The following is a 19,843-nucleotide window of genomic DNA, read 5'->3' as shown; positions in this document are numbered from 1 at the left end:
TAGATTAGAACGGCAGTTTGCCATGTGATTTTTGCAAAAGAAAGTAGTTTAATGTTGAGGTTAAACTTCCTCTGCTGTTTGCTTTGTCGCGCTATTTATCTTATTAAGGTTTTCAAACATAGCTTTTGTGTAATCAACCAGTTTATCGATCTCACTTTGATCTTCATTAAGCCACTGCATAATACCTGATAATTGATTTTGAATACCTAGCTCGGTTGCTTTAGAAAATGCCTCTCGGAGGTCATCATTAAAAGGCGCTACTTTATCTGCAATTACTTTTTCTGGAGCCGGTTTATTTTCTTCGTAACCCTTTATTGCAGCAACTGTTTTGGTTTGGCGTAAATCCATTGAAAATGCGACAAGTTGTTCATTGCCTAAACTAAGCTCTTGCGCCTCTTCAAATGCCTGCTCTAAATCGCCGCTAAAAAAGGTCTTGCTTACGTTTTGTAGGTTTTCCATTAACTCATTAATTGCTTCTTGCTCTTTATCATTAAGGTCGCCGTTAACTGATATTGAAAATGAAAGCTCTCTCGATTGTGATGATTCACTTACGAATGCCTCCCCTCCCTCAGCACGCTGATAGCTACTAGCAGACTGAGATTTAAACGCATCGGCAAAACTTATCGTTACTTCATCACCTTCTGCGGTTGTGAAACTGTACTGAGCATTATTACTTAAACTTGTGTATTGTGCTTGAGTTACCCCCACACTAGCGGGCATTGGGTTGAACAAGTTATCTTCAAACTTATCAAGGCCATCAAAAATACCTTCTTTTGATTTGTTGATTCCCTCTTGGGTTTCATCGTTCAGAACGCCGGATTCTTTTAACTCATCAACAGCGTCATCAATACCTATTTGCACCCCCTTACGGGCATCACTTAGCATACCTTTTAATTTATCGTCATCGGCACCATCAGCTTTTGCTTTATTAACGGCGCCGGTGACAAAGTCGAGTACATTTTTAACTATTGCTTCAAAATCAAAAAGGGGCTTATCTGCTTTTTTTTCTTGAACAGGCAAACCAAGCTGCTCTGCCATTTTATCACCTAAAACTTTAGCAGCTAATTCTTTACCTCGTTGCTGATAGCTGTCTTGCGGAGACGCGATGGTAGGTTGTTGTACATCAGCTTTGTTGTTGAATTTGTTTATGTTCTGGCTTGGTACAAAGCCATAATTGCCTATTTTCATGAATCGTCTCCTGAGCATGCGTAGTTTGTTATCGGCCAGGGCATAAAAAACTAAAGTAAACCGTGCAAAAAAACATCATTTATTCTAGCCAAAACTAGACAAATGCGAACCGCTCCCTACAATAGCGCCGATAAACAGATCTTAGATAAGGTAGTAACGCGAATGGCAGTTATTAAAATAGATACCACACAGTACCAAGCGCAGTTAAGTGAAAAAGAACAGCGTATAACTTCACAGTTTCAACGTTTTGGTGTGGAGCAGCTAGAAGTATTTAGCTCGGAGCCAATTAACTACCGCCAACGTGCCGAATTTAGAGTATGGCATGATGGAGACGATCTGTTTCATATAATGTTTGATCAGCAAACTAAAGAAAAAATACGCGTTGATACGTTTGACCCTGCGGCACCGCTTGTTGGTGAAATCATGCAGGTGATGATTGAAAACCTTAAACCATGCGAGGTTTTACGCCGGAAGCTATTTCAAATAGATTACCTGTCTACACTCAGTGGTGAAATTTTAGTGAGCTTGCTTTATCACAAGCCGCTTGATGATGAATGGCTACGTGAAATTAAGTCACTAAAGGCAAAACTGAGTGAAAAATATAAAATAGATTTTATTGGCCGAGCACGTAAGCAGAAAGAAGTGCTAGGTGATGACTTTGTAACAGAGCAATTAACTGTAAATGGCCAAGAACTAATTTACCAACAAGTAGAAAATAGCTTTACGCAACCTAATGCAAAAGTAAATATAAGTATGCTTGAGTGGGCACAAGATTTATGTAAACCACTTAAAAATGATTTACTGGAGCTTTACTGCGGTAATGGTAACTTTTCTATTGCGCTAGCGGGATCTTTTAATAAAGTACTCGCAACTGAAATATCTAAATCGTCTGTTCACTCTGCTCAATATAATATTGCCAAAAACAATGTAGACAACCTAGATATTATTCGTATGTCGAGCGAAGAGTTTACTCAAGCAATGAATGGCGAACGTACTTTTTCTCGTTTAGACGGTATTGACCTTAAAAGCTATGACTGCCAAACCATATTAGTCGACCCGCCACGCGCTGGTATGGATGAGTTAACCTGTGATTTAGTGGCTAATTACGAAAACATAATTTATATATCGTGTAATCCTGACACACTGGAACGCGATTTAGATCATTTAACGCGTTCGCATAACGTTAAGCGCTTTGCGATATTTGATCAGTTCCCTTATACACATCACATAGAGTCGGGTGTTTTCTTACAGCGTAAATAACCAACCAAAATTAAAGTGCCAGTGCTTTTATAAGTGCTGGTATTTGCTCTTCACTAAATACTTGAACTCCATTCTTTATTAATAATGCTGCAGTTAAACCTAGACCTTCGATTTTTATTCCGCGATGCTTTCCATCATATATTGTATTTCGTCCGCAAGAAGGGCTCGATTCTTTAAGTAAAGCAAAACGAACTTTATTTTTTTACAAAGTTCTAGCGCTATATTAGCCCCAGTTTGAAATTGCTCTGTTACATCTTCTCCTGAATTAGTAATTACTTTCCCCTGTATTATTTCAGCAGGAGCTCTAGGAGTAGATAGCCCACCAGCCACTTCAGGACAAAAGGATATTATTTTCTTATTACTTTGCCATACCCGTAATTGTGGATGCTGTAATGTTTGTCCTTTCCCATCATAACGAACAGGCTGCCCTAGCAAGCAACTCGATACTAATATTTTTTTCATTGCTACATCCTTATAAAGCAAAAAAGCTCCTTAAGGAGCTTTTTTGCTTTTAGCTAAACTTACTTGTTAGCTAAGTAATTAATTAATTTACTGATATCTTCAGGAGCTGTAACACCCGATTCACGGCCTAAGTTTAATTTATACTTACCGTTTACGATAAATGTGGGTACACCACGAAGAGCACCTTTTTCTTTAAAGTATTCTTGATCACGTTTCATCTTAGAACTTAATGTACGAACCGAAAAGCTTTTAAATAACTTATCAAACTTATCGCCATCAACACCTTGCGCAACAAACACATCTTTCACGTCAGCTAATTCGTTAAATTTAGCGCGCTTAGTGTGAATATGATTAAAAATAGCTGCGATAAGTTTCTCTTTTTGAGGAAGTACTTCAGCAGTTGCAAGTGCTTGGCTCATCATTTGTTGGTTTTCTGGATTACGAACACCCACAAAGTCAACGTGACTCTTTTTAAACTTAACATTTTTATCTAGTTTAGGCTTAAATTCGCTGATCAGTGACTCGTAGTTATTACACGCCGGGCAGTAAAAAGAGAAAAACTCTTTTACTTCTGGCTTTTTAGTGGCACGTTCAGCAATAACATCGTAATGGACGCCTTCTTGGTAGTCCGCCGCAAAGCTTGTTGCTGCCATCGGTAATACTAATGCAAGTAACCCTGCTTTAAGTAGTTTAATCATTCTTATGCTCCAAAATTTATAATGCTAATAAAAACGCAATTAACTCATCAAGTTCTTGTTGGTTTTTTATGGTGTTAATATTGATTTTGTATTTATCGTTAACAATAAAAGTAGGTACACCAGTTAACGCACCTAACTTTGAATATTTGTTTTGCTTATCTTGCATTGCTTGCTCTTCGGCAATAATAGGCATGCTTGCAATCGCTTGGTCAAATGTGTCGCTATCTATTCCATTTACTTCCAATAGCTTTTTAAGGTCTTTAACTTCTGTTAAAGGCGCACCTTGAATATGGATACTTCTAAAAATTTGGTCAGCTATATTTTGTGCTTGCCCTTGTTGTTTTGCGATTAAGTAAGCAAAGCTTAAATTACTTTGTGCCTGTGGAGATACACCACCTAAAAAGTTGACGTGACTTTTAACAAAATCAGTGCCTTCAGGCAGTTTTTTTTCAATTGCTTTAGCCACTGGTTCAAATTTAAAACAGTGCGGACAATAAAATGAAAAGAACTCTGTTACCTGGGGTGTTGTGCTTTTTTCAGTTTTAATAATCGTGTATTGGTTATTTGCCTCAAACTGTGCAGCAAAGGCTGCAAATGGTAAACATAAAAGAAGTAGGCTCAGTTTTAGTTTTTTAAGCATTAGTGTCTCGTTGTACTCGTCATTAAAAAATAATTTACGGCAATAACTTTAACGGCGGTTCTTGCAGTGCAGCAAGTTGTTCTTTAAGCGCTAAAATTTGTTGCTCCCAGTATTTGTCATCAGCAAACCATGAAAAGTTCCGCACAAAAGCTGGATCGCTCCACCTTTTTGCCACCCATCCCATGTAGTGAATAATACGCATTGCTCGCAGCGGTTCAATTAATTTGAGTTGAGCGTGGTCAAAATCACAAAATTCTTCATACGCTCCCACCAAAGTGTCTAACTGTAACAGTTGCGTTGGTCTGTCGCCACTGAGCATCATCCATAGATCTTGAATAGCAGGCCCTTGACGACTATCGTCTAAATCCACGAACATTAGCGCATCGCCAGCCCATAATATATTGCCTGCATGGCAATCGCCATGTAAGCGAATACTATTTGTATCTTGATACTGCTTTTGTGTCTGCTCAATTACCAAATCTAAAATAGTATAAAAAGCAGTGCTTAATCCCATTGGCACCAAGTTACTTTTTTGAAGATGAACTTTAGCTGTATGCAAGTATTCTTCACAGCTTATTGTTGGTCTGTAAGTAAAGGGTTTGGTTTTAGCTACTTGGTGCATTCGACCAATTAAACGTCCCATAACATCAAGCTGATCTAAATTATCTACTTCAAATAACCGCCCACCCACACTTGGGAATACCACAAACATATAGCCCTGGTGTTCAAACAAGCTTTGTCCATTATGTAAAACAGGGGCTACAACGGGTACTTCAGCGTCAGCAAGCTCAAAAGCAAAATCGTGCTCCTCTTGAATTTGTGCTTTACTCCAACGCTCGGGACGATAAAACTTTACTACGTAACGCAGACCGTCTTCGGCTTTAAATTGATAAACTCTATTTTCATAACTGTTAAGCGCTAGTAACCCAGACTCGGGATAAATACCTATGGTTTCTATCGCATCAAGTATTAAATCTGGGGTTAAATCTATAAAGCTAAATTTGCTCATGCTCTTCTTATATAAATGAAAAGCGGGTTGAACCCGCTTTTGTTATTGCTATATTTACCGAATTAGAAAGTACGGCTATCGCGCTCTAAAAAAGTTGCTCGATTGCGAAATTGTTTCATCCGGTTCATTAACTGGCGACAATACAAAATTAAACTCTGTTATAGGCGCTTTTAAGTCATAAGGGTCCATAACGAGTGATAATGGCACATTATGCGATTGACCTGCTTGAACAGTAAATACTTGTTTACCTATGTATTTAAAGTTTTCTAGCCCCGCCACTTTAATGTTAAAGGTTTGCTCATATTGCGCCTTATTGATGACCTTTAAGGTATATGTGTTTTCAACCAAGCCATTAAAGTCGACACGATATAGCTGATTTCGATCACGAATAATATCAAAGTCCATTGGTTTACGCAGTGCAATATTTGCAACAAGCGCGCCTGTTAGCAACACTAGTATGACCGTATACCCAATAATTTTGGCTCGTAGAGGATTGGTTTTATTTTCTGGCGTCTCAAGATTACGTTCTGTGGTATACGAAATTAACCCTCGCGGGTACTCCATTTTATCCATTACGCCGTCACACGCATCAATACACGCACCACAATTTATACACTCAGCCTGCAAACCGTTTCTTATATCAATGCCTGTTGGGCAGACTTGTACACATAGGTTACAGTCAATACAGTCACCTATTTCTAAATCAGCGTGGGCAACCTTACGTGAGCGAGGGCCCCGGCTTTCACCTCGGCTTTCATCATAGGTTACTGTGTAGGTATCTTTGTCAAACATTGCCGACTGAAAACGTGAGTAGGGACAGATATGCAAACACATAATTTCACGCATCCAGCCTGCGTTGCCATATGTACACACAGCAAATACTAAAATGCTCACTAGTGCATAACCGCCAACATTAAAGGTTATAAAATCAGGGAGTAGCTCTCTTATCGGTGTGAAGTAACCAACAAACGAAATAGAAGTATACAAAGAAAACAACACCCAGCTGGAATGCTTAGCTGTTTTTCGCCAGAACTTGTCAAAGTCCATAGGCCGTTGATCGAGCTTTTTACGTTGATTTGCTGTCCCTTCAAGTTTTTCTTCAAACCAGATAAAAATGAAGGTCCAGACCGTTTGAGGACAAGTATATCCGCACCAGACTCGTCCATAAAATGTAGTTACCAAAAACAGCGCAAAAGCCGCCAGCATGAATATAAACGCCAGTATGGTGAAGTCTTGAGGCCATAAAGTTAGACCAAAAATATTGTATTTTTGTGCTATTAAATCAAATAGCACGGCTTGCTGGCCGTTAAAGTTTATCCATGGCAAAACCATAAATACGAGCATGCCTAAAAAACCAATGCGCTGTCTTAGTAATTGGTGAAGACCTTTTACGGCTCTCACATAAATGCGGTTACGGGGGTTAAATCTATCATCTTGACGGCTTAAATCCGGCTTTTGAATTTTTACCTCAACAGGAATGTTTTTTACTTTAATCTGTTTGTCCATCGAAGTTCCTCAACACCGCTTGGAAAATAAAAGCTGAGCACTAATCAAATGCTCTATACTCATAGTGTAGCAAGTAACTTGCTAAGTAAGACTTGTTTAATGAATCATAAATTAAATACTTTCAGATATTTCAGAAATATCTAACTTTTGTCAGTTATTATATCAATATTGGCTAAAATTACTGGTATAGATTACAACTAATTTATTCATCTCAGTTACTTGCTTTTAAAAGGCAGTTTATTACACTGCTTGATAATTCAACCCTATTTAGATCAAGGTTTACGTATCCATGAAGAAGTTTATTATTTTGATAATTGTGATCCTTGCGTTTTTTACCATTGATCATCCACTTGTAAAAGAACCACGCGAAAAGCTATTAGGCGAAGGTATTGGCTTTTTAAGTGATGCAAGTAAAGTAAATAGAAGCCCTGCTGCTAATTTAGCAAAAAACAGAATTAGTCATGAGCTAACACTTTCAAGCTCAGAAAAAGAATACGTAGAAAAAACATTCACCACTGATGACGCAGTTCAGCTATTTAATTTGCGCTACTGTCGTGAACGCGACTTAAACCTATACTTCTACGCTGAACGCTTAAATAAAGTGTGTAAAATAGTGTCTGAATCACTCGAGCAAAAACGGGCTAAATAATGGACTTTTCTAATTTAAACAAAAAAACCAGTGATTCGTTTCACAAGCAACGTAATATGCTTAAACAGTTAGCACAAGGTAAAACGCTAAAATGCGAAAAATGTAATACGGTACTCACACTCGATTTAGCCACCAGCGAAGTGGGAAAAGGCGTGGTGAAGTGCAAGCAAGGCTGCACAGATATTATTTTAGATCTTGGCGCTTGATATTAATTAAAGCGCCATTATTAAAAAGTTTAACGCTAACTACTCGTCCCAGCCATCATCGTTATACAAACCACTATTGAGCGCCACTATTTCTACTAGCTCTGCAAAACCAAGTGCAAAATCCCCCATAAGGTCATATTGTTGCTCACACAACTGCAATGTATTCATTGAATTTTGTGATGCTATTTGAGAGATAAGCTGTGTATCTAATGCAAAAAAGCTGAGGGTTGCTTGTGCGGTTTCTAAGGCCTCTTTGTACTGTGCATCTAACTTCGTTGCTGCTAATAGCTTTTGCGTGTAAGCATTACTTGCTGTTAAAAAGCCTTGGCTCCACTGCGAGCAAAATGCACTGTCGTACTGTGGTGGCAGTTTATAACCTACTTCAAAAACCTGTTCACTTATTTGATGGTAAAACGCCATAAATAAAAATAGCGTTTCTTCATCTAATTCGTTTGCTGAATTATTGAGTATCACATCAACCCATTCGTGCACATCAAGAGGGTCGGGTGAACATATAACGCCAAACAAATAACCTTGGCTTTGTTCAAAGGTCATGGCTTGAGGTTGGGTATTTAGAAATGTGCTGAGCTGCTTAGCATGCAGCTCAGTGAATTGCGGTAGTTGCATTAAAACTCTTTATATCAAAACATTAAAAATTGAGCGGGTAACGACCTTGGCTATCTGGTCGGCCTAAAAACTTAACCGCATCGTGAACATCTTTTGGTAAGCTAGTATCTGGTTTTACATACCCTGCTACGCTAAAGTCAAAGTTAGCTTTAAGAGTGGCATCGGCTTCAAGCCCGAGGGTGTTATCAGGGTCGATTAATATTGCCACATCGCCCGACTTACAGCTTAACTTGCCAGCCAGAGGCCCTATATTAAACCAACCATTTAAGCCTTGCACGTCGATATTTGGGCTCGCTATTTCACCGATTAATGATTCACAGTAAGGAGCACCAGAGGTGTATTCATCTAGCTCAAGTATTACACGCCCCTTTGCTGTAACAGGTAATGGTAACTGAACTCGTTGCATAGCTCGCTCTACCGTTGAGCGAACTAAACCATCTGTTACTTTTAAAGTATGATTAAACAATCCATAACTGACGGTTGCATATCCCGATATATCGGTGCGTTCGCGAGCATTTCCAAACTTTATATTAGTATTTAAATTGCCAGTAAATAATGCCCAACCGGCGATATCCCAGCGCACATTGTTTAACTGCTCGCCATCAAAACGAACTTGCATTAATTGGCCTTGCCATACAGTGCCTACCGCCTGCCCTACTTCTAACTGCTTAGGAAAATGAGGTTTTGCTAAATCAAGCGCGATAGCAGCGGGTAATTTAATAATACAAAACACAATAAAACTAATTAAAAAGACAGCCGATAATATAATTATTCTTTTCATTTATTAATTCTCTAATACCAAACGGCTTACTCTTACATAACCCGATTTATCGTCGCGACTTAAATCTAAGTTTTCGATTTTTAAACCATGCTGATTCACTAATTCATCGAGCCATTCTACTAGTTTATTAAACTCTACTGAGTCGAGCGTTAAACGCAGCGAACCATCACTAGGCTGCATTTTACTAATATTGATTTGATAGCGACTGCGGGTAGAGTTAACCACTTGGCTTAGATTTTGACTACTCGCAACACGCGTATTACCCGCTGCTTTTAGCTTTACTATGCTTTCGTCAACCCACACGAGCAAAGCCTGTTGCTTAATTTTCGATTGTTCCGCTTTTGTTATGGCGTTATTTAACGGCCTGAATATCCCCATCACAAGAATAAAAATAACAAATATACCACCAGCAACCATAATAAGTTGCTGCTCTTGTTCTTTTAAAGAACGCCAGTATTTTATCGCTTGTGCTTTCATGCAGCACCTCGCAATTTAATCTCACCTACCACAAAATCACCATCGTTATTTAAAGACCCTTGCTCTACCGTTAAGCCTTGCTTTTCGAGTATGGTTTTTACTTTACCAAAGGTTTGAAAGTCTTTAGCACGGGCGCGAATACGTAACTCGTTTCTTCGTTTGTCGTAACGTAACGTTTCTGGTGTGAACTCATTCACTTGTGAAAATACATCAACCAAATTAGTCGTCAGCTCTAAAAAACCGGATTCATCAGAGCCTTCTATTCTATCTAATGCGCCTTTAATCTGATTTTTTATCAAATTAGGATGCACTTTAGATCCGGGGAATGCTGTCTGGTATCGCTCAACTACTTGGTTTTTTACTATATCGACCTGAGAATTAAGCTGTTGCAACTCAATTGCCTTTATAACTAAAGTAGAGCCCAATGCGACGGCTGTAAAAATTGCCGCGCCTTTCCAGTAACCCCACCAGAGCGCGCTTTTCTTTTTAAGCTGGTAAACACCTTGGCGAAGGTTGAATTTAACGTTATTTAATTGCTTAGCAAATAAAGCTAACGGGAGATCGTACTGACTTGTTTGCGCTTGTAAATTCGTCCCCTCTGGGAAGTCTTCCGCTGGGCTAAAGTGTTTAACCTCAGGATTACCTAACGCAGTCAAGTAACCTGACAACCAGCTTAATTCAACCGCACTAATATGCCATGCCCCTTGCTTAAACAGCCACTGCTGATTGAGCTCTATAGCACTAGCCTCTCCCTCACCTACAGAGGGTAACAACAGTGCATCAGGTAATATTTTATAAACAGGCAGCTCATGTTCCACAAACAACGCGAGCCATTGCTCAAACCATTCGCGGTCAGTCATAGCAACCTGAATAGCATGCTGCTCACCAACCATAGTTGCTTCGCCTATAGCTATATACAAATCGTCTACATCGCAGGCTATATCTTCTTCAAGCATGTAAGGGAGTGCTTGCTCTAATTTGCGATTCCACTTTGTGGGTAGTGTTACCGTTTTTAATTGCACTTGATCGCTCGGCAATAAAACAACCACTTCCCTGTTGGCTGCTTTTTCACTTAATTCATTCAAATTGCCTGCGCTTGATAGCTCACCACTGGCTATTATTTCTTGTTCTTGTGGTGAATATACAAGCCAATTTAATCGTTCTTGTTGGGTTTGACCCGTACGGATCAACAATATTTCTGTCACTGTACGCCTCCAAATTTTCGCGCCAGTATCGTTACTTCGCCGTCTTTGGCGTGCAGTAAGGTGGTCATCGAAAAACGCAGATCTACAAAGTTTGCCTGCGTTTGTAATTTAAAATATTCGCTTTTAATACTAAATAAGTCTTTCACTGATTCAGTGTTTGTACCGCCTTGTTGCTGTACTTGTTCAAAAAATTCTTCTAAAGAATCAAAACCTGTTTGTGGCCTTGCAGCAATAACAGCCTCTGCAGCCGACAAACTTAAATTATCCATCAGCGCGCTTAGTAGTAAAGCCTGTTCTGGTGCTATTGTATTAATGTTAATTAAAAGCTGAGTGCTCCCCGGAATAACACACACATAAGGCAGTACTTTTTCCATTACTAGCGGGTTAAAGCCTTTTACCAAGCGAAGTTCCGATGGAGATGCAAATAAACTATTAGCAGTCATATACGGAAATTTACGAGATAAGTACTCTCCCTCTTCAGCACCTGAGCGATAGGTTATGCTATTTTCATCCAGCCAGTCGAACACGCTATCAGCCATTGCTTCTTCCGATTCATCCGCTGGTAAATCTTCTATATTTTCAAGTAAGGCAAACAGTGCTTTGTGTGCAGGGTTTGTTTTATCAGCGCTATTTGTATCGGGTTCATTCGCTATGGCGTTTAAATTTAAACATGATTGCAAGTCAGTAATTGAACCACTTAATGTGCCGTTATCAACTGGGTATGCTGCGTTACCTTGTGTTGCCCATACTTGATCAAGCGTTGTTTTATCTGGGTCATCTTTCTTGCTTTGAATGAGCCCTTTAATAGCTAACTCTTCAGCACCGTAAGCATACCATTTTGCTTGTTGGTGACCTTGTAAATTAGTACTTTTTTGCACTTGCACCATTAAATTAGCACTCATTTCTACGGCTAAAATAGCAGCTAATGCAACAATAAATAACACAATAACCAGCGCTGCTCCGCGCGAAGACTGCCTACCCATTACTTCTACTTCCTTGCCCAGGAACTAAAAATACACGACGAATAGGTTCGGCCTCTATTTGTTGTAAAGTAACCGCAACCGCTTTAGGCAATGCTTTTACTTCCCATTGTTCTTGCCACTTATTGTCACTGTCTAAAAATTCAAACTTAAGCTCTTCGACGTTTTCTAATACCTGCTGTACACGTGGCTCCATATTATCAAGCTGATCAACGTACACGCGATACACACGCTCAAGATTATCATCTATGACCCTATATCCAACAGCCTGCAGCTCTGACCTAGGCAATAAATTTATTGGGTTTATCCAACCGTCTCTTACAAATGCAATGCCGTCATATTGGCTTTCAAGCACATAACGCCCTGCTAATAAATAATATTCTTGTACGTCACCAGACTCGTTTCTAACTGCACGTTTAGTCATTTGGCTAAAGTCTTGGTCCATAAGTCTAAACGTGGTTTGTAAGCCATTAAGTTCCGCTATTTTTTCGTCCGATGCGTCTTTTGCTTTAGTTGTGCTGTCTAGTATTTGGTGCGTAGAAATAACAACAAAAGCTAAAATCCCCAAAGCAACCATTACTTCAAGTAATGTAAATCCGCGCTGCTTCACTTACTTTTTACCTTTATTTAAATACGTTGAAAGCTCATAGACTGACTGTTCGTACTTTTCATCGATAAATACATTTATGGTTAATTTAACAAAGCTTTTATCTGCAGTGGGCACAACCTCTTGCTGCCAAAACCATTCAACACCCCCCATAACCTCACTACCACGTAAGTTATTTTTACCTTGCCATTGTTCGCCTTTTACCCGTTGTTCGATAATGACATTTTCAGCAACCCAGGAGGCATATGTTTGTTCTTCAATTGTTGTTAGGTGATGAATATGCTCGCCAGTGGCTTGCATTGCTGCAATACCTGCCATTGCACAAATACTCAAAGCAACAAGTACTTCTAACAAGGTAAAGCCTTTACTTAATGTCATTACTCTGGCTCTCTTCTTAAATTTACTGGTGCTGTAAATTCACCCTCAATAAAGTAAACAGGGTCACTTTGATCTTTTAGCTCAAGAATTAACTGAAATGCGCTTACTTCGCCCGACGATAAAATAAGTACTTGAGGTATTTTAAGCTTTTTAAGTTCGAGTAAGCTATCGTCTTCACCACCACTCATAAGCTCTCGCCAATTAGACTGTTCAAGTAGATTATCTTGAGCCCATGCAAGGTCTTCTAAGTTGAGGGTAAGCTTTAGGCGTGGCTCCAACTCTATGGGTTTAAATAACTCTTCTCTGTCAAAGGTTACCCATTTTTCTCCATCAAATACTAAGTATTCTAGGGTATTTTTTTCAACGAGTAAGCCAAGCTCTACCTGATTTAAAATTGCAAATTCTGACGCCATATTAATGGTGGTATGCAACCTAAGCGCTTGAGCATCTAACTCATCTTCAGCGCCGCCATCTAAGCTGTATACCACCATTTTTGTTGCAAAAGCGATAACCACTAATACAACTAAAATCTCGATTAAGCTAAAGCCCTTTTTCTTGTGCATTGATTGAAGACCTACGTTCATAGTAAGTCTTCAAAAAGTACATTTAGGTTAAGCTCAGTAGACTGACTCATTACTGCTTTTCTTCATCCCAGTTACCAATGTCGTCGTCGGTACCGACTTCACCGTCTGGTCCCATAGAGAAAATATCAAATTTACCAATTTCACCTGGGCTTATTAATAAGTATGTATTACCCCATGGATCTTCTGGTAATTCGCTGATAAAGCCGCCATCAGGAAAACGCTTTGGAACAGGCTCAATAGACGTTTTAGTCACTAACGCTTCAAGACCTTGCTCTGTGCTTGGGTAACTTTTATTTTTAAGCTTGTATAAGCTCATCGCATCTTCAAGCTGCTGAATATCTAAATGCGCTTTATCAATAGCGGCCTCTTCTTGTTGGCCCATAATATTTGGCGCAACAATAGACATAATCATCCCGATGATAACCAGTACCACCATTACTTCTAGTAAAGAAAAACCTGATTGTTTGTTCACGTAATTACCTCATTATTCTAAAAACACTAAGCAAAAATGGTTTAGGTAAAACCATTAATATATAAAAACTATTTAAATTTAGAGCCCAACTGCTTTGTTCATTGCCATAATAGGCTGCAAAATGGCCATAACAATAAATAAAACGATAACAGCCATAGATGCAATCATTGCAGGCTCTAATAACTTAAGCGATACGTTTACCATGCTTTCAAATTCACGGTCTTGGTTATTCGCTGCACGCTCTAGCATTTGCTCTAGCTCACCTGATTTTTCACCACTGGCGATCATATGTAGCATCATCGGCGGGAATAATTTAGTTTGCTGCAAAGCCGCTCTAAGGCTTGCACCTTCGCTTACTCTGTCAGCTGCGTCGGCTACCGACTTCTTGATTTTTTCGTTTACGAGTACATCGCCAGAAATCCGCATTCCTTCAAGTAGTGGAACAGAACTTGAAGACAAAATACTTAACGTACGAGCAAAGCGAGCGGTATTAATACCACGAGCCACCTTACCAATACCCGGCATGTGCAGCACACGGTCGTCCCACCAAAAGCGCACTTGTGGTTTTTTTAATGCGTACTTAATGCCAATCGCAATGCCGGTGATGGCTAGTAGGCTAATAAACCAGTAATTTTGTACAAAATGACTCCCAGCCATTACCCACTCGGTGGTCCAAGGTAATACTTGTTTAGTTTTTTCAAAGGTTTTTAGTATTTTAGGAACAACAGTACCTAATAAAACCGACACTATACCAATGGCAAAAATAACTAAAATAGTTGGGTAAACCATAGCCTGTGTTATTTGACTACGCATATGCTGACGCTGCTCGGTGTAATCGGCTAAGCGATTAAGTACTTGGTCAAGATGCCCTGACTTTTCACCCGCAGCCACCATTGAACGATATAAGTCGTCAAACACATGGGGAAACTCACTCATACCATCAGCAAGGGTATAGCCTTCAACAACTTTTGAACGAACCGACATTAACATACGTTTTAAACGTGGTTTTTCACACTGCTCAGCCACCGCCATTACCGCACCTTCAACTGGTAATGCTGACTGAATTAACGTTGCTAACTGGCGTGTTATGAGCGCAAGTTCAGATGTAGAAATACTTGGTTTAAAAAGGCTACCAAATAAAGGTGCTTTCTCCCCCTTTACCTGTTTATCACTCTGAGCCGCAGGCACAACCTCTAAAGGGGTTAAGCTTTTATCGCGCAGAAGCTGACGAACTTGCTTGGCGGTGTCGGCCTCTAAAATACCTTTTTTTTCTTTGCCGCGGCCATCTAATGCCCGATATTCAAACGCAGCCATTATTAGCCTTCCTCACGGGTAACACGCAGCACTTCTTCAAGCGTGGTTTTTCCTGCAAGCACACGGCTGCAACCATCTTGGCGAATACTTGGGCTATGAGTGCGAATGTATTTTTCTACACTTTGCTCGCCTTTACCGTTGTGGATCATTTCTCGTATTGTTTCATCTACAACAAGTAACTCGTGTATACCAGTACGGCCTTTGTAACCATTAAAGTTACATTCTTCACAGCCTATTGCACGGTAAATCGTTGGCTTGTTCTCAAATGGTACACCTAAAAGCTGACATTCACGTTCGTCTGCCACATGCCCTTCTTTACAGCTGTTACACAAGGTACGTACTAAGCGCTGAGATAAAACACCTAATAGCGATGAAGAAAGCAAAAACGGTTCAACGCCCATGTCTTCCATTCGAGTAATAGCACCAGATGCCGTATTTGTATGCAGTGTAGACATAACTAAGTGACCGGTAAGTGATGCTTGAACCCCTATTTGTGCAGTTTCAAGATCTCGTATTTCACCCACCATTACCACATCGGGATCTTGACGCAAAATAGCACGTAACCCTCTTGCAAACGTCATATCTACTTTTGTATTTACTTGCGTTTGACCAATACCAGGGATCTCGTACTCAATAGGATCTTCTACAGTCAGAATATTTCGATCGCGAGAATTTATTTGGCTCATACCTGCATACAAGGTGGTACTTTTACCAGAACCCGTTGGCCCTGTTACCAAAATAATACCGTGCGGCTTGCTAATTAAGTCAGCAAACAACTCACGGTTTTTTGGAGTCATACCTAAATCTTCTAGGTTTAGGCGAGCATTGTTCTTATCAAGTAAACGCAATACTACTCGCTCTCCAAAGCTCGACGGCATGGTTGATACACGCACATCTACTGCACGTCCTGCAATACGCAAGCTAATTCGACCATCTTGCGGAATACGTTTTTCAGCTATATCGAGTTTTGCCATTACCTTAATACGCGATACAAGCAATGAGGCAAGTTTCCGATTTGGCTTTAGTACTTCTTTTAAAACTCCATCAACCCTGAAACGAATAACAAGTTCTTGCTCGAACGTTTCAATATGAATATCTGACGCCCCCTCTTTAATAGCCTCGCTAAGCATGGCATTAATGAGCTTTATAATAGGCGCATCGTCATCACCAGCTAATAAATCTTCAGTTTGCGGGAGCTCATCAGCTAAAGAAAATAGATCAACTTCGTTGCCAATATCTTCCATCATTTGCTGAGTTTCAGAGCTATCGCGTTGGTAAGATGACTCTAGCAACAATTCAAACTTGTCATCTTCAAGCTGCTCTAATTTAAAGCCATGACCTGCGACTCGGCGAACTTCTAGTAATACATCTAAATCAAGCTCACCACGAAAGTACACGGTAGTTTGGCCTTGATATTCACTAAGCAAAACACCTGCACGTCGCGCGTACGAAAATGGTAAACGTTTTGCTGGCAACTCAACGAGTACGTCATCAGCTAAGGGTTCATCTGCACTATGCGTATTAGGATGAACCACGTCTTGGTTTATCTCTTGTATCGCATTAGTCATCTTTACGCTCTTGTGCATTTTGTTTACGTAAATGCTCTTCATAGGTTGGCGGAAGTACTAACTCATCATTCCACTCTGGTAATACAGGGGTATCGGTCATTGGCATTAAATCAATACCATCTTCTTGCTGCTTAGTTTGCTCACCACGAATAAAGTTATACTTGTTAAAACTTAACTTATTCATGCTCACCCCATCACGGATGATCGTTGGGCGGATAAATACAATTAAGTTACGCTTACGGCGAGTCGTGTTTGTTGACCTAAATAGGTGCCCTAAAACAGGAATATCACCTAATAATGGAACTTTAGACACACTTTCTTGAACGTCTTCATCTATTAAACCACCTAAAACAACCATACCACCATCATCAGCAATAACCGTTGTTTTAATAGCACGTTTATTTACTGAAATATCAACCGCGGTTGCACCGCTTACGCTTGATACTTCTTGCTCAATGGTAAGCTGTACCGCTGAGCCATCGTTAATTTGTGGCGTTACAATAAGTTTAATACCTACTTCTTGACGCTCAACCGTTTGAAATGGATTGCTATTGTTAGTGCCTGTTTGAGATCCGGTAATAATGGGTACTTCTTGCCCCACTAAAATAGAGGCTTCTTCGTTATCCATGGTGGTAATTGAAGGCGTGGCCAAAATATTTGAATTGGTATCAGTTGCTACTGCCTGAATAATTGCGCCCCAGTCATTTTTTATAACGCCCAGTGCTAAGCCATTAATACCACTAAGTAATGATGCAAGCGGTCCGTAATCACCTTCCGTTGTTTCTGTGTAAGGTGTAACCGTGCCTGACTCTGTACCTATAATTGTTTTAGTTACTGTTTGATCTGCAGCTTGCTCTGCTGCAACAGCTAACGACCCAACAGGTACCGTTGTGCCATTATTAAACTGCAGCATGCCACCTTGCTCTGAAATCCACTGCAAGCCTAAATTAACGCCATCACCTTCCATTACTTCAATAATTATTGCTTCAACTAATACTTGTGCGCGACGAATATCTAATCGCTCAATAACTGATTCTAATGAACGCATAGTATCTGGCTGTGCAGTAATTATTAGTGAGTTTGACTCTGGGTGTGCCTCAATGCTTGTTTCGTTGTTACTACGCGAACGCGTTTTAGTTGCGCTACCTTGAGCTTCCTCGGTTAACGACTTACTTACACCCTGAAGAACCTTAACTAAGTCCTCCGATTTGGCATAGTTTAAATAAAATACTTTAGTGTTGCCTTGGCTTTCAAGCTCACCATCAAGACGCTTAATTAGCTCGATTGCACGTGTGCGGGCTTGCCCTTCACCACTTACAATTACGCTATTGGTACGGCCGTCGGCTACGACTTTAGGAATCAAAAATTCTGGTACGCTTCCTTTGCCACTATCTTTATAAATATTTTCTACTACAGAGACTACGTCATCAGCCGTTGCGTATTTAAGCTTTACAATATCAACACGCTTATCACCGGCTTGATCAACTGAGCGAATAATTTCCACTAAGCGGTTTACTGATGCAGCATGGCCAGTCAACATCATTACGTTTGCAGCATTAAAGTTAGCAACATGGCCACCATCTTTTTGATCGCTAAATTGACGAACTAATGGTCCGAGCTCTTGCACGCTTACATTTTTTACGCGCACTACACGGGTGATCATCATATCGCCCGATGCAGAACTGTTTTCAGTAATTAGTGGCACATTCGACTTTTTGGCGTCAGAACTTTTTTCTACTTTAATAATGCCATTATCCATTTCAACAGCTGAATAGCCGTAAACTTCTAATACATTTAAAAAGAATTGATAGTAAAGATCTTCATCCATTAACTCATAGCTACGTACATTTACTTTGCCACGCACGTTGGGATCTATAATCACCGTTTTATTAAGGTTTTTACCAACAATATTAATAAACTCGTTGATATCAGTACCCTTAAAATTTGCTGCATATTCAACTGCAGAAACAGACAAAGATATACTTGCCGCCAAAAAAAGTGCTGCGTACTTAGCTAACCCTTTTTTAATTTTTGTGAGGTGTAGCACCTGAACCATTATGTTAAAACTCCAAAGCTAAGTTATTGCAGGCTAAATTGCACATCTATTTGCTCACCATCACGCTCAATAGTGATAGTAGCATCGGTGCTATTGCGCAGCTCATTAATGGCTGACATGGCCTGTTTTAAATCTGTTAGTTGATAGCCGTTAATAGAAACAGCTAGATCGTTATTTTTTAATCCCATTTGCTTAAATAGTGCAGGCTCTTTTCCCGGACTTAAGCGATAACCAATGAGTTCGCCTTCACTCATTGCTTGAGATACACGTATGTAATCAAAAAGCTTACCGGGTTCTTCTAATAATTCTTCACGTGTTTCTATAATGGCTTCTTTTACTTCTGGGTCTGCAGTCGCATTTATTAGTTCTTCACTTTCTTCTAATCGTTGCGGCCCCATTTCTTGCTCATCTTTTGCAGCGAGCACCGGCATAGAGACTGTTTTGGTGAAATCGAGTCCATCAAGCATTAGCGTTTCAAAACGAGCATTTACACTTAAAATGACACGGTCAGGAAGTATTTGCGCTACTTTTGCGCGCGTCCCAGATACAACTTCATCTACAAGGTAACTAACCTGCTTGCCCTGTGATTCAATAATTGCAACGCCTGCTTTATCATCATTACTTACAGCTACTATACCTGTTAAGTTAATACTTAAACGTGTTTCAGGGGCATCATTAATAATTTGTGATTGTTTTGCAGTATTAGCGCTGTTTGTTACCGTTTTTTTACCAAACAAAAACTGCTCAACAATGCGTTGCGCAGAATTATTACTTGTTCCCGATGACTGTGTGGCAAACTGAGTAGGACTAAGTAAAGATACCTGAGGTTGAGGCCATAAAAGCCAAACCAATTTTGATAATAAAAATGCAAGGTAAACAACAACTAATAGCGTGACTAACGCACTTAATTTAGCATGCGGTAATCGAGTTAAAATGTGTTTTAACTGTTGGATTTGCTGTTCCATAAATAGTGTTCTTTTTTTAATTTACTGCGTAAGCGCGACCCCATAGTACCCTTTCATTTTTCATTCAACAAGCACACTAATATTAAACTTTGTAAACAGAATGAATAACTTCTATTTACTTGAACAAAAAACAAACGCCCACTGTAATACCTTCATCCTAGATAGATTTCGTGGTAAATTTTAGATAACAAATTACTGCAGGTACAAATGC

21 protein-coding genes and 1 pseudogene are annotated in these 19,843 nt (G+C 39.7%); 3 read left to right on the top strand and 19 right to left on the bottom strand.

What is annotated here, in order from left to right:
* Positions 1 to 60 precede the first annotated feature (60 nt).
* Positions 61 to 1,188, bottom strand: a complete 1,128-nt coding sequence (locus PS1M3_RS01310) for a DUF5610 domain-containing protein (protein ID WP_138740672.1) — start codon at positions 1,186 to 1,188, stop codon at positions 61 to 63.
* Positions 1,189 to 1,350: 162 nt separating this feature from the next.
* Here PS1M3_RS01310 and trmA point away from each other — a divergent pair, with 162 nt between their 5' ends.
* Positions 1,351 to 2,448 carry a tRNA (uridine(54)-C5)-methyltransferase TrmA gene (gene trmA, locus PS1M3_RS01305; protein ID WP_006794650.1) on the top strand — a complete coding sequence of 366 codons (1,098 nt, stop codon included), beginning with the start codon at positions 1,351 to 1,353 and terminating at the stop codon, positions 2,446 to 2,448.
* 10 nt (positions 2,449 to 2,458) lie between these two features.
* Here the strand turns inward: trmA and PS1M3_RS01300 are convergent.
* The 5 genes and pseudogenes from PS1M3_RS01300 to ccoG form a co-directional block, all read right to left on the bottom strand.
* A pseudogene (locus PS1M3_RS01300) lies at positions 2,459 to 2,910 on the bottom strand (DUF523 domain-containing protein).
* Positions 2,911 to 2,969: 59 nt separating this feature from the next.
* Positions 2,970 to 3,608, bottom strand: coding sequence for a thiol:disulfide interchange protein DsbA/DsbL (locus tag PS1M3_RS01295; RefSeq protein ID WP_006794648.1), 639 nt, complete (start codon positions 3,606 to 3,608; stop codon positions 2,970 to 2,972).
* A gap of 16 nt (positions 3,609 to 3,624) precedes the next feature.
* Positions 3,625 to 4,248: a thiol:disulfide interchange protein DsbA/DsbL gene (locus tag PS1M3_RS01290; RefSeq protein ID WP_010558136.1), complete on the bottom strand. Its 624-nt coding sequence runs from the start codon at positions 4,246 to 4,248 to the stop codon at positions 3,625 to 3,627.
* 34 nt (positions 4,249 to 4,282) lie between these two features.
* Positions 4,283 to 5,257 carry a serine/threonine protein kinase gene (locus PS1M3_RS01285; RefSeq protein ID WP_006794646.1) on the bottom strand — a complete coding sequence of 325 codons (975 nt, stop codon included), beginning with the start codon at positions 5,255 to 5,257 and terminating at the stop codon, positions 4,283 to 4,285.
* A gap of 75 nt (positions 5,258 to 5,332) precedes the next feature.
* Positions 5,333 to 6,763 carry a cytochrome c oxidase accessory protein CcoG gene (gene ccoG, locus PS1M3_RS01280; protein WP_138740671.1) on the bottom strand — a complete coding sequence of 477 codons (1,431 nt, stop codon included), beginning with the start codon at positions 6,761 to 6,763 and terminating at the stop codon, positions 5,333 to 5,335.
* Positions 6,764 to 7,052: 289 nt separating this feature from the next.
* On the opposite strand from ccoG, the gene PS1M3_RS01275 reads away from it, so the two are divergent.
* Entirely contained in the window at positions 7,053 to 7,412 is a 360-nt protein-coding gene (locus PS1M3_RS01275; RefSeq protein WP_008129647.1) for a hypothetical protein, read from the top strand.
* The gene (locus PS1M3_RS01270; RefSeq protein WP_006794643.1) at positions 7,412 to 7,618 is read left to right on the top strand and encodes a hypothetical protein; all 207 of its coding nucleotides are present in this window, start codon (positions 7,412 to 7,414) and stop codon (positions 7,616 to 7,618) included. The genes PS1M3_RS01275 and PS1M3_RS01270 overlap by 1 nt, the downstream gene beginning before the upstream one ends.
* A gap of 39 nt (positions 7,619 to 7,657) precedes the next feature.
* Here the strand turns inward: PS1M3_RS01270 and PS1M3_RS01265 are convergent, their stop codons facing one another.
* The 13 genes from PS1M3_RS01265 to gspC form a co-directional block, all read right to left on the bottom strand.
* The gene (locus PS1M3_RS01265; RefSeq protein WP_006794642.1) at positions 7,658 to 8,245 is read right to left on the bottom strand and encodes a UPF0149 family protein; all 588 of its coding nucleotides are present in this window, start codon (positions 8,243 to 8,245) and stop codon (positions 7,658 to 7,660) included.
* 22 nt (positions 8,246 to 8,267) lie between these two features.
* Positions 8,268 to 9,026 carry a type II secretion system protein N gene (locus tag PS1M3_RS01260; protein WP_138740670.1) on the bottom strand — a complete coding sequence of 253 codons (759 nt, stop codon included), beginning with the start codon at positions 9,024 to 9,026 and terminating at the stop codon, positions 8,268 to 8,270.
* Between the two features lie 3 nt (positions 9,027 to 9,029).
* Positions 9,030 to 9,503: a type II secretion system protein GspM gene (gspM, locus tag PS1M3_RS01255; protein ID WP_010558132.1), complete on the bottom strand. Its 474-nt coding sequence runs from the start codon at positions 9,501 to 9,503 to the stop codon at positions 9,030 to 9,032.
* Positions 9,500 to 10,708, bottom strand: a complete 1,209-nt coding sequence (gene gspL, locus PS1M3_RS01250; RefSeq protein ID WP_008129637.1) for a type II secretion system protein GspL — start codon at positions 10,706 to 10,708, stop codon at positions 9,500 to 9,502. The genes gspM and gspL overlap by 4 nt, the downstream gene beginning before the upstream one ends.
* Positions 10,705 to 11,691, bottom strand: coding sequence for a type II secretion system minor pseudopilin GspK (gene gspK / locus PS1M3_RS01245; RefSeq protein ID WP_138740669.1), 987 nt, complete (start codon positions 11,689 to 11,691; stop codon positions 10,705 to 10,707). Before gspK ends, gspL begins: the two co-directional genes overlap by 4 nt.
* On the bottom strand, positions 11,684 to 12,298 hold the full coding sequence (gene gspJ, locus PS1M3_RS01240; protein ID WP_006794637.1) for a type II secretion system minor pseudopilin GspJ: 615 nt from the start codon (positions 12,296 to 12,298) through the stop codon (positions 11,684 to 11,686). The genes gspK and gspJ overlap by 8 nt, the downstream gene beginning before the upstream one ends.
* The gene (gspI, locus tag PS1M3_RS01235; RefSeq protein WP_006794636.1) at positions 12,299 to 12,673 is read right to left on the bottom strand and encodes a type II secretion system minor pseudopilin GspI; all 375 of its coding nucleotides are present in this window, start codon (positions 12,671 to 12,673) and stop codon (positions 12,299 to 12,301) included.
* Positions 12,673 to 13,236, bottom strand: coding sequence for a prepilin-type N-terminal cleavage/methylation domain-containing protein (locus PS1M3_RS01230; protein ID WP_006794635.1), 564 nt, complete (start codon positions 13,234 to 13,236; stop codon positions 12,673 to 12,675). The genes gspI and PS1M3_RS01230 overlap by 1 nt, the downstream gene beginning before the upstream one ends.
* Positions 13,237 to 13,306: 70 nt before the next feature.
* A complete protein-coding gene (gene gspG, locus PS1M3_RS01225) occupies positions 13,307 to 13,729 on the bottom strand; it encodes a type II secretion system major pseudopilin GspG (protein WP_006794634.1) in 423 nt (140 codons plus the stop codon).
* A gap of 78 nt (positions 13,730 to 13,807) precedes the next feature.
* Positions 13,808 to 15,043, bottom strand: a complete 1,236-nt coding sequence (gene gspF, locus PS1M3_RS01220; protein WP_006794633.1) for a type II secretion system inner membrane protein GspF — start codon at positions 15,041 to 15,043, stop codon at positions 13,808 to 13,810.
* Between the two features lie 2 nt (positions 15,044 to 15,045).
* A complete protein-coding gene (gspE, locus tag PS1M3_RS01215; protein WP_239104473.1) occupies positions 15,046 to 16,611 on the bottom strand; it encodes a type II secretion system ATPase GspE in 1,566 nt (521 codons plus the stop codon).
* Entirely contained in the window at positions 16,604 to 18,667 is a 2,064-nt protein-coding gene (gspD, locus tag PS1M3_RS01210; RefSeq protein ID WP_203985815.1) for a type II secretion system secretin GspD, read from the bottom strand. The genes gspE and gspD overlap by 8 nt, the downstream gene beginning before the upstream one ends.
* A gap of 23 nt (positions 18,668 to 18,690) precedes the next feature.
* Entirely contained in the window at positions 18,691 to 19,632 is a 942-nt protein-coding gene (gene gspC / locus PS1M3_RS01205) for a type II secretion system protein GspC (RefSeq protein WP_203985809.1), read from the bottom strand.
* Positions 19,633 to 19,843: the final 211 nt, after the last annotated feature.

Source organism: Pseudoalteromonas sp. PS1M3 (genome assembly GCF_016865405.1).
GTDB lineage: Bacteria > Pseudomonadota > Gammaproteobacteria > Enterobacterales > Alteromonadaceae > Pseudoalteromonas > Pseudoalteromonas marina.
The sequence above is the reverse complement of the archived record's forward strand: the minus strand, read 5'-3'. Positions and strand labels throughout refer to the sequence as shown.

Excerpts from the sequence above, each read along its gene's own strand:
- PS1M3_RS01310 (WP_138740672.1), bottom strand. The coding sequence starts at position 1,188 with ATGAAAATAGGCAATTATGGCTTTGTACCAAGCCAGAACATAAACAAA.
- trmA (WP_006794650.1), top strand. The coding sequence starts at position 1,351 with ATGGCAGTTATTAAAATAGATACCACACAGTACCAAGCGCAGTTAAGT.
- PS1M3_RS01295 (WP_006794648.1), bottom strand. The coding sequence starts at position 3,608 with ATGATTAAACTACTTAAAGCAGGGTTACTTGCATTAGTATTACCGATG.
- PS1M3_RS01290 (WP_010558136.1), bottom strand. The coding sequence starts at position 4,248 with ATGCTTAAAAAACTAAAACTGAGCCTACTTCTTTTATGTTTACCATTT.
- PS1M3_RS01285 (WP_006794646.1), bottom strand. The coding sequence starts at position 5,257 with ATGAGCAAATTTAGCTTTATAGATTTAACCCCAGATTTAATACTTGAT.
- ccoG (WP_138740671.1), bottom strand. The coding sequence starts at position 6,763 with ATGGACAAACAGATTAAAGTAAAAAACATTCCTGTTGAGGTAAAAATT.
- PS1M3_RS01275 (WP_008129647.1), top strand. The coding sequence starts at position 7,053 with ATGAAGAAGTTTATTATTTTGATAATTGTGATCCTTGCGTTTTTTACC.
- PS1M3_RS01270 (WP_006794643.1), top strand. The coding sequence starts at position 7,412 with ATGGACTTTTCTAATTTAAACAAAAAAACCAGTGATTCGTTTCACAAG.
- PS1M3_RS01265 (WP_006794642.1), bottom strand. The coding sequence starts at position 8,245 with ATGCAACTACCGCAATTCACTGAGCTGCATGCTAAGCAGCTCAGCACA.
- PS1M3_RS01260 (WP_138740670.1), bottom strand. The coding sequence starts at position 9,026 with ATGAAAAGAATAATTATATTATCGGCTGTCTTTTTAATTAGTTTTATT.
- gspM (WP_010558132.1), bottom strand. The coding sequence starts at position 9,503 with ATGAAAGCACAAGCGATAAAATACTGGCGTTCTTTAAAAGAACAAGAG.
- gspK (WP_138740669.1), bottom strand. The coding sequence starts at position 11,691 with ATGGGTAGGCAGTCTTCGCGCGGAGCAGCGCTGGTTATTGTGTTATTT.
- gspI (WP_006794636.1), bottom strand. The coding sequence starts at position 12,673 with ATGACATTAAGTAAAGGCTTTACCTTGTTAGAAGTACTTGTTGCTTTG.
- PS1M3_RS01230 (WP_006794635.1), bottom strand. The coding sequence starts at position 13,236 with ATGCACAAGAAAAAGGGCTTTAGCTTAATCGAGATTTTAGTTGTATTA.
- gspF (WP_006794633.1), bottom strand. The coding sequence starts at position 15,043 with ATGGCTGCGTTTGAATATCGGGCATTAGATGGCCGCGGCAAAGAAAAA.
- gspE (WP_239104473.1), bottom strand. The coding sequence starts at position 16,611 with ATGACTAATGCGATACAAGAGATAAACCAAGACGTGGTTCATCCTAAT.
- gspD (WP_203985815.1), bottom strand. The coding sequence starts at position 18,667 with ATGGTTCAGGTGCTACACCTCACAAAAATTAAAAAAGGGTTAGCTAAG.
- gspC (WP_203985809.1), bottom strand. The coding sequence starts at position 19,632 with ATGGAACAGCAAATCCAACAGTTAAAACACATTTTAACTCGATTACCG.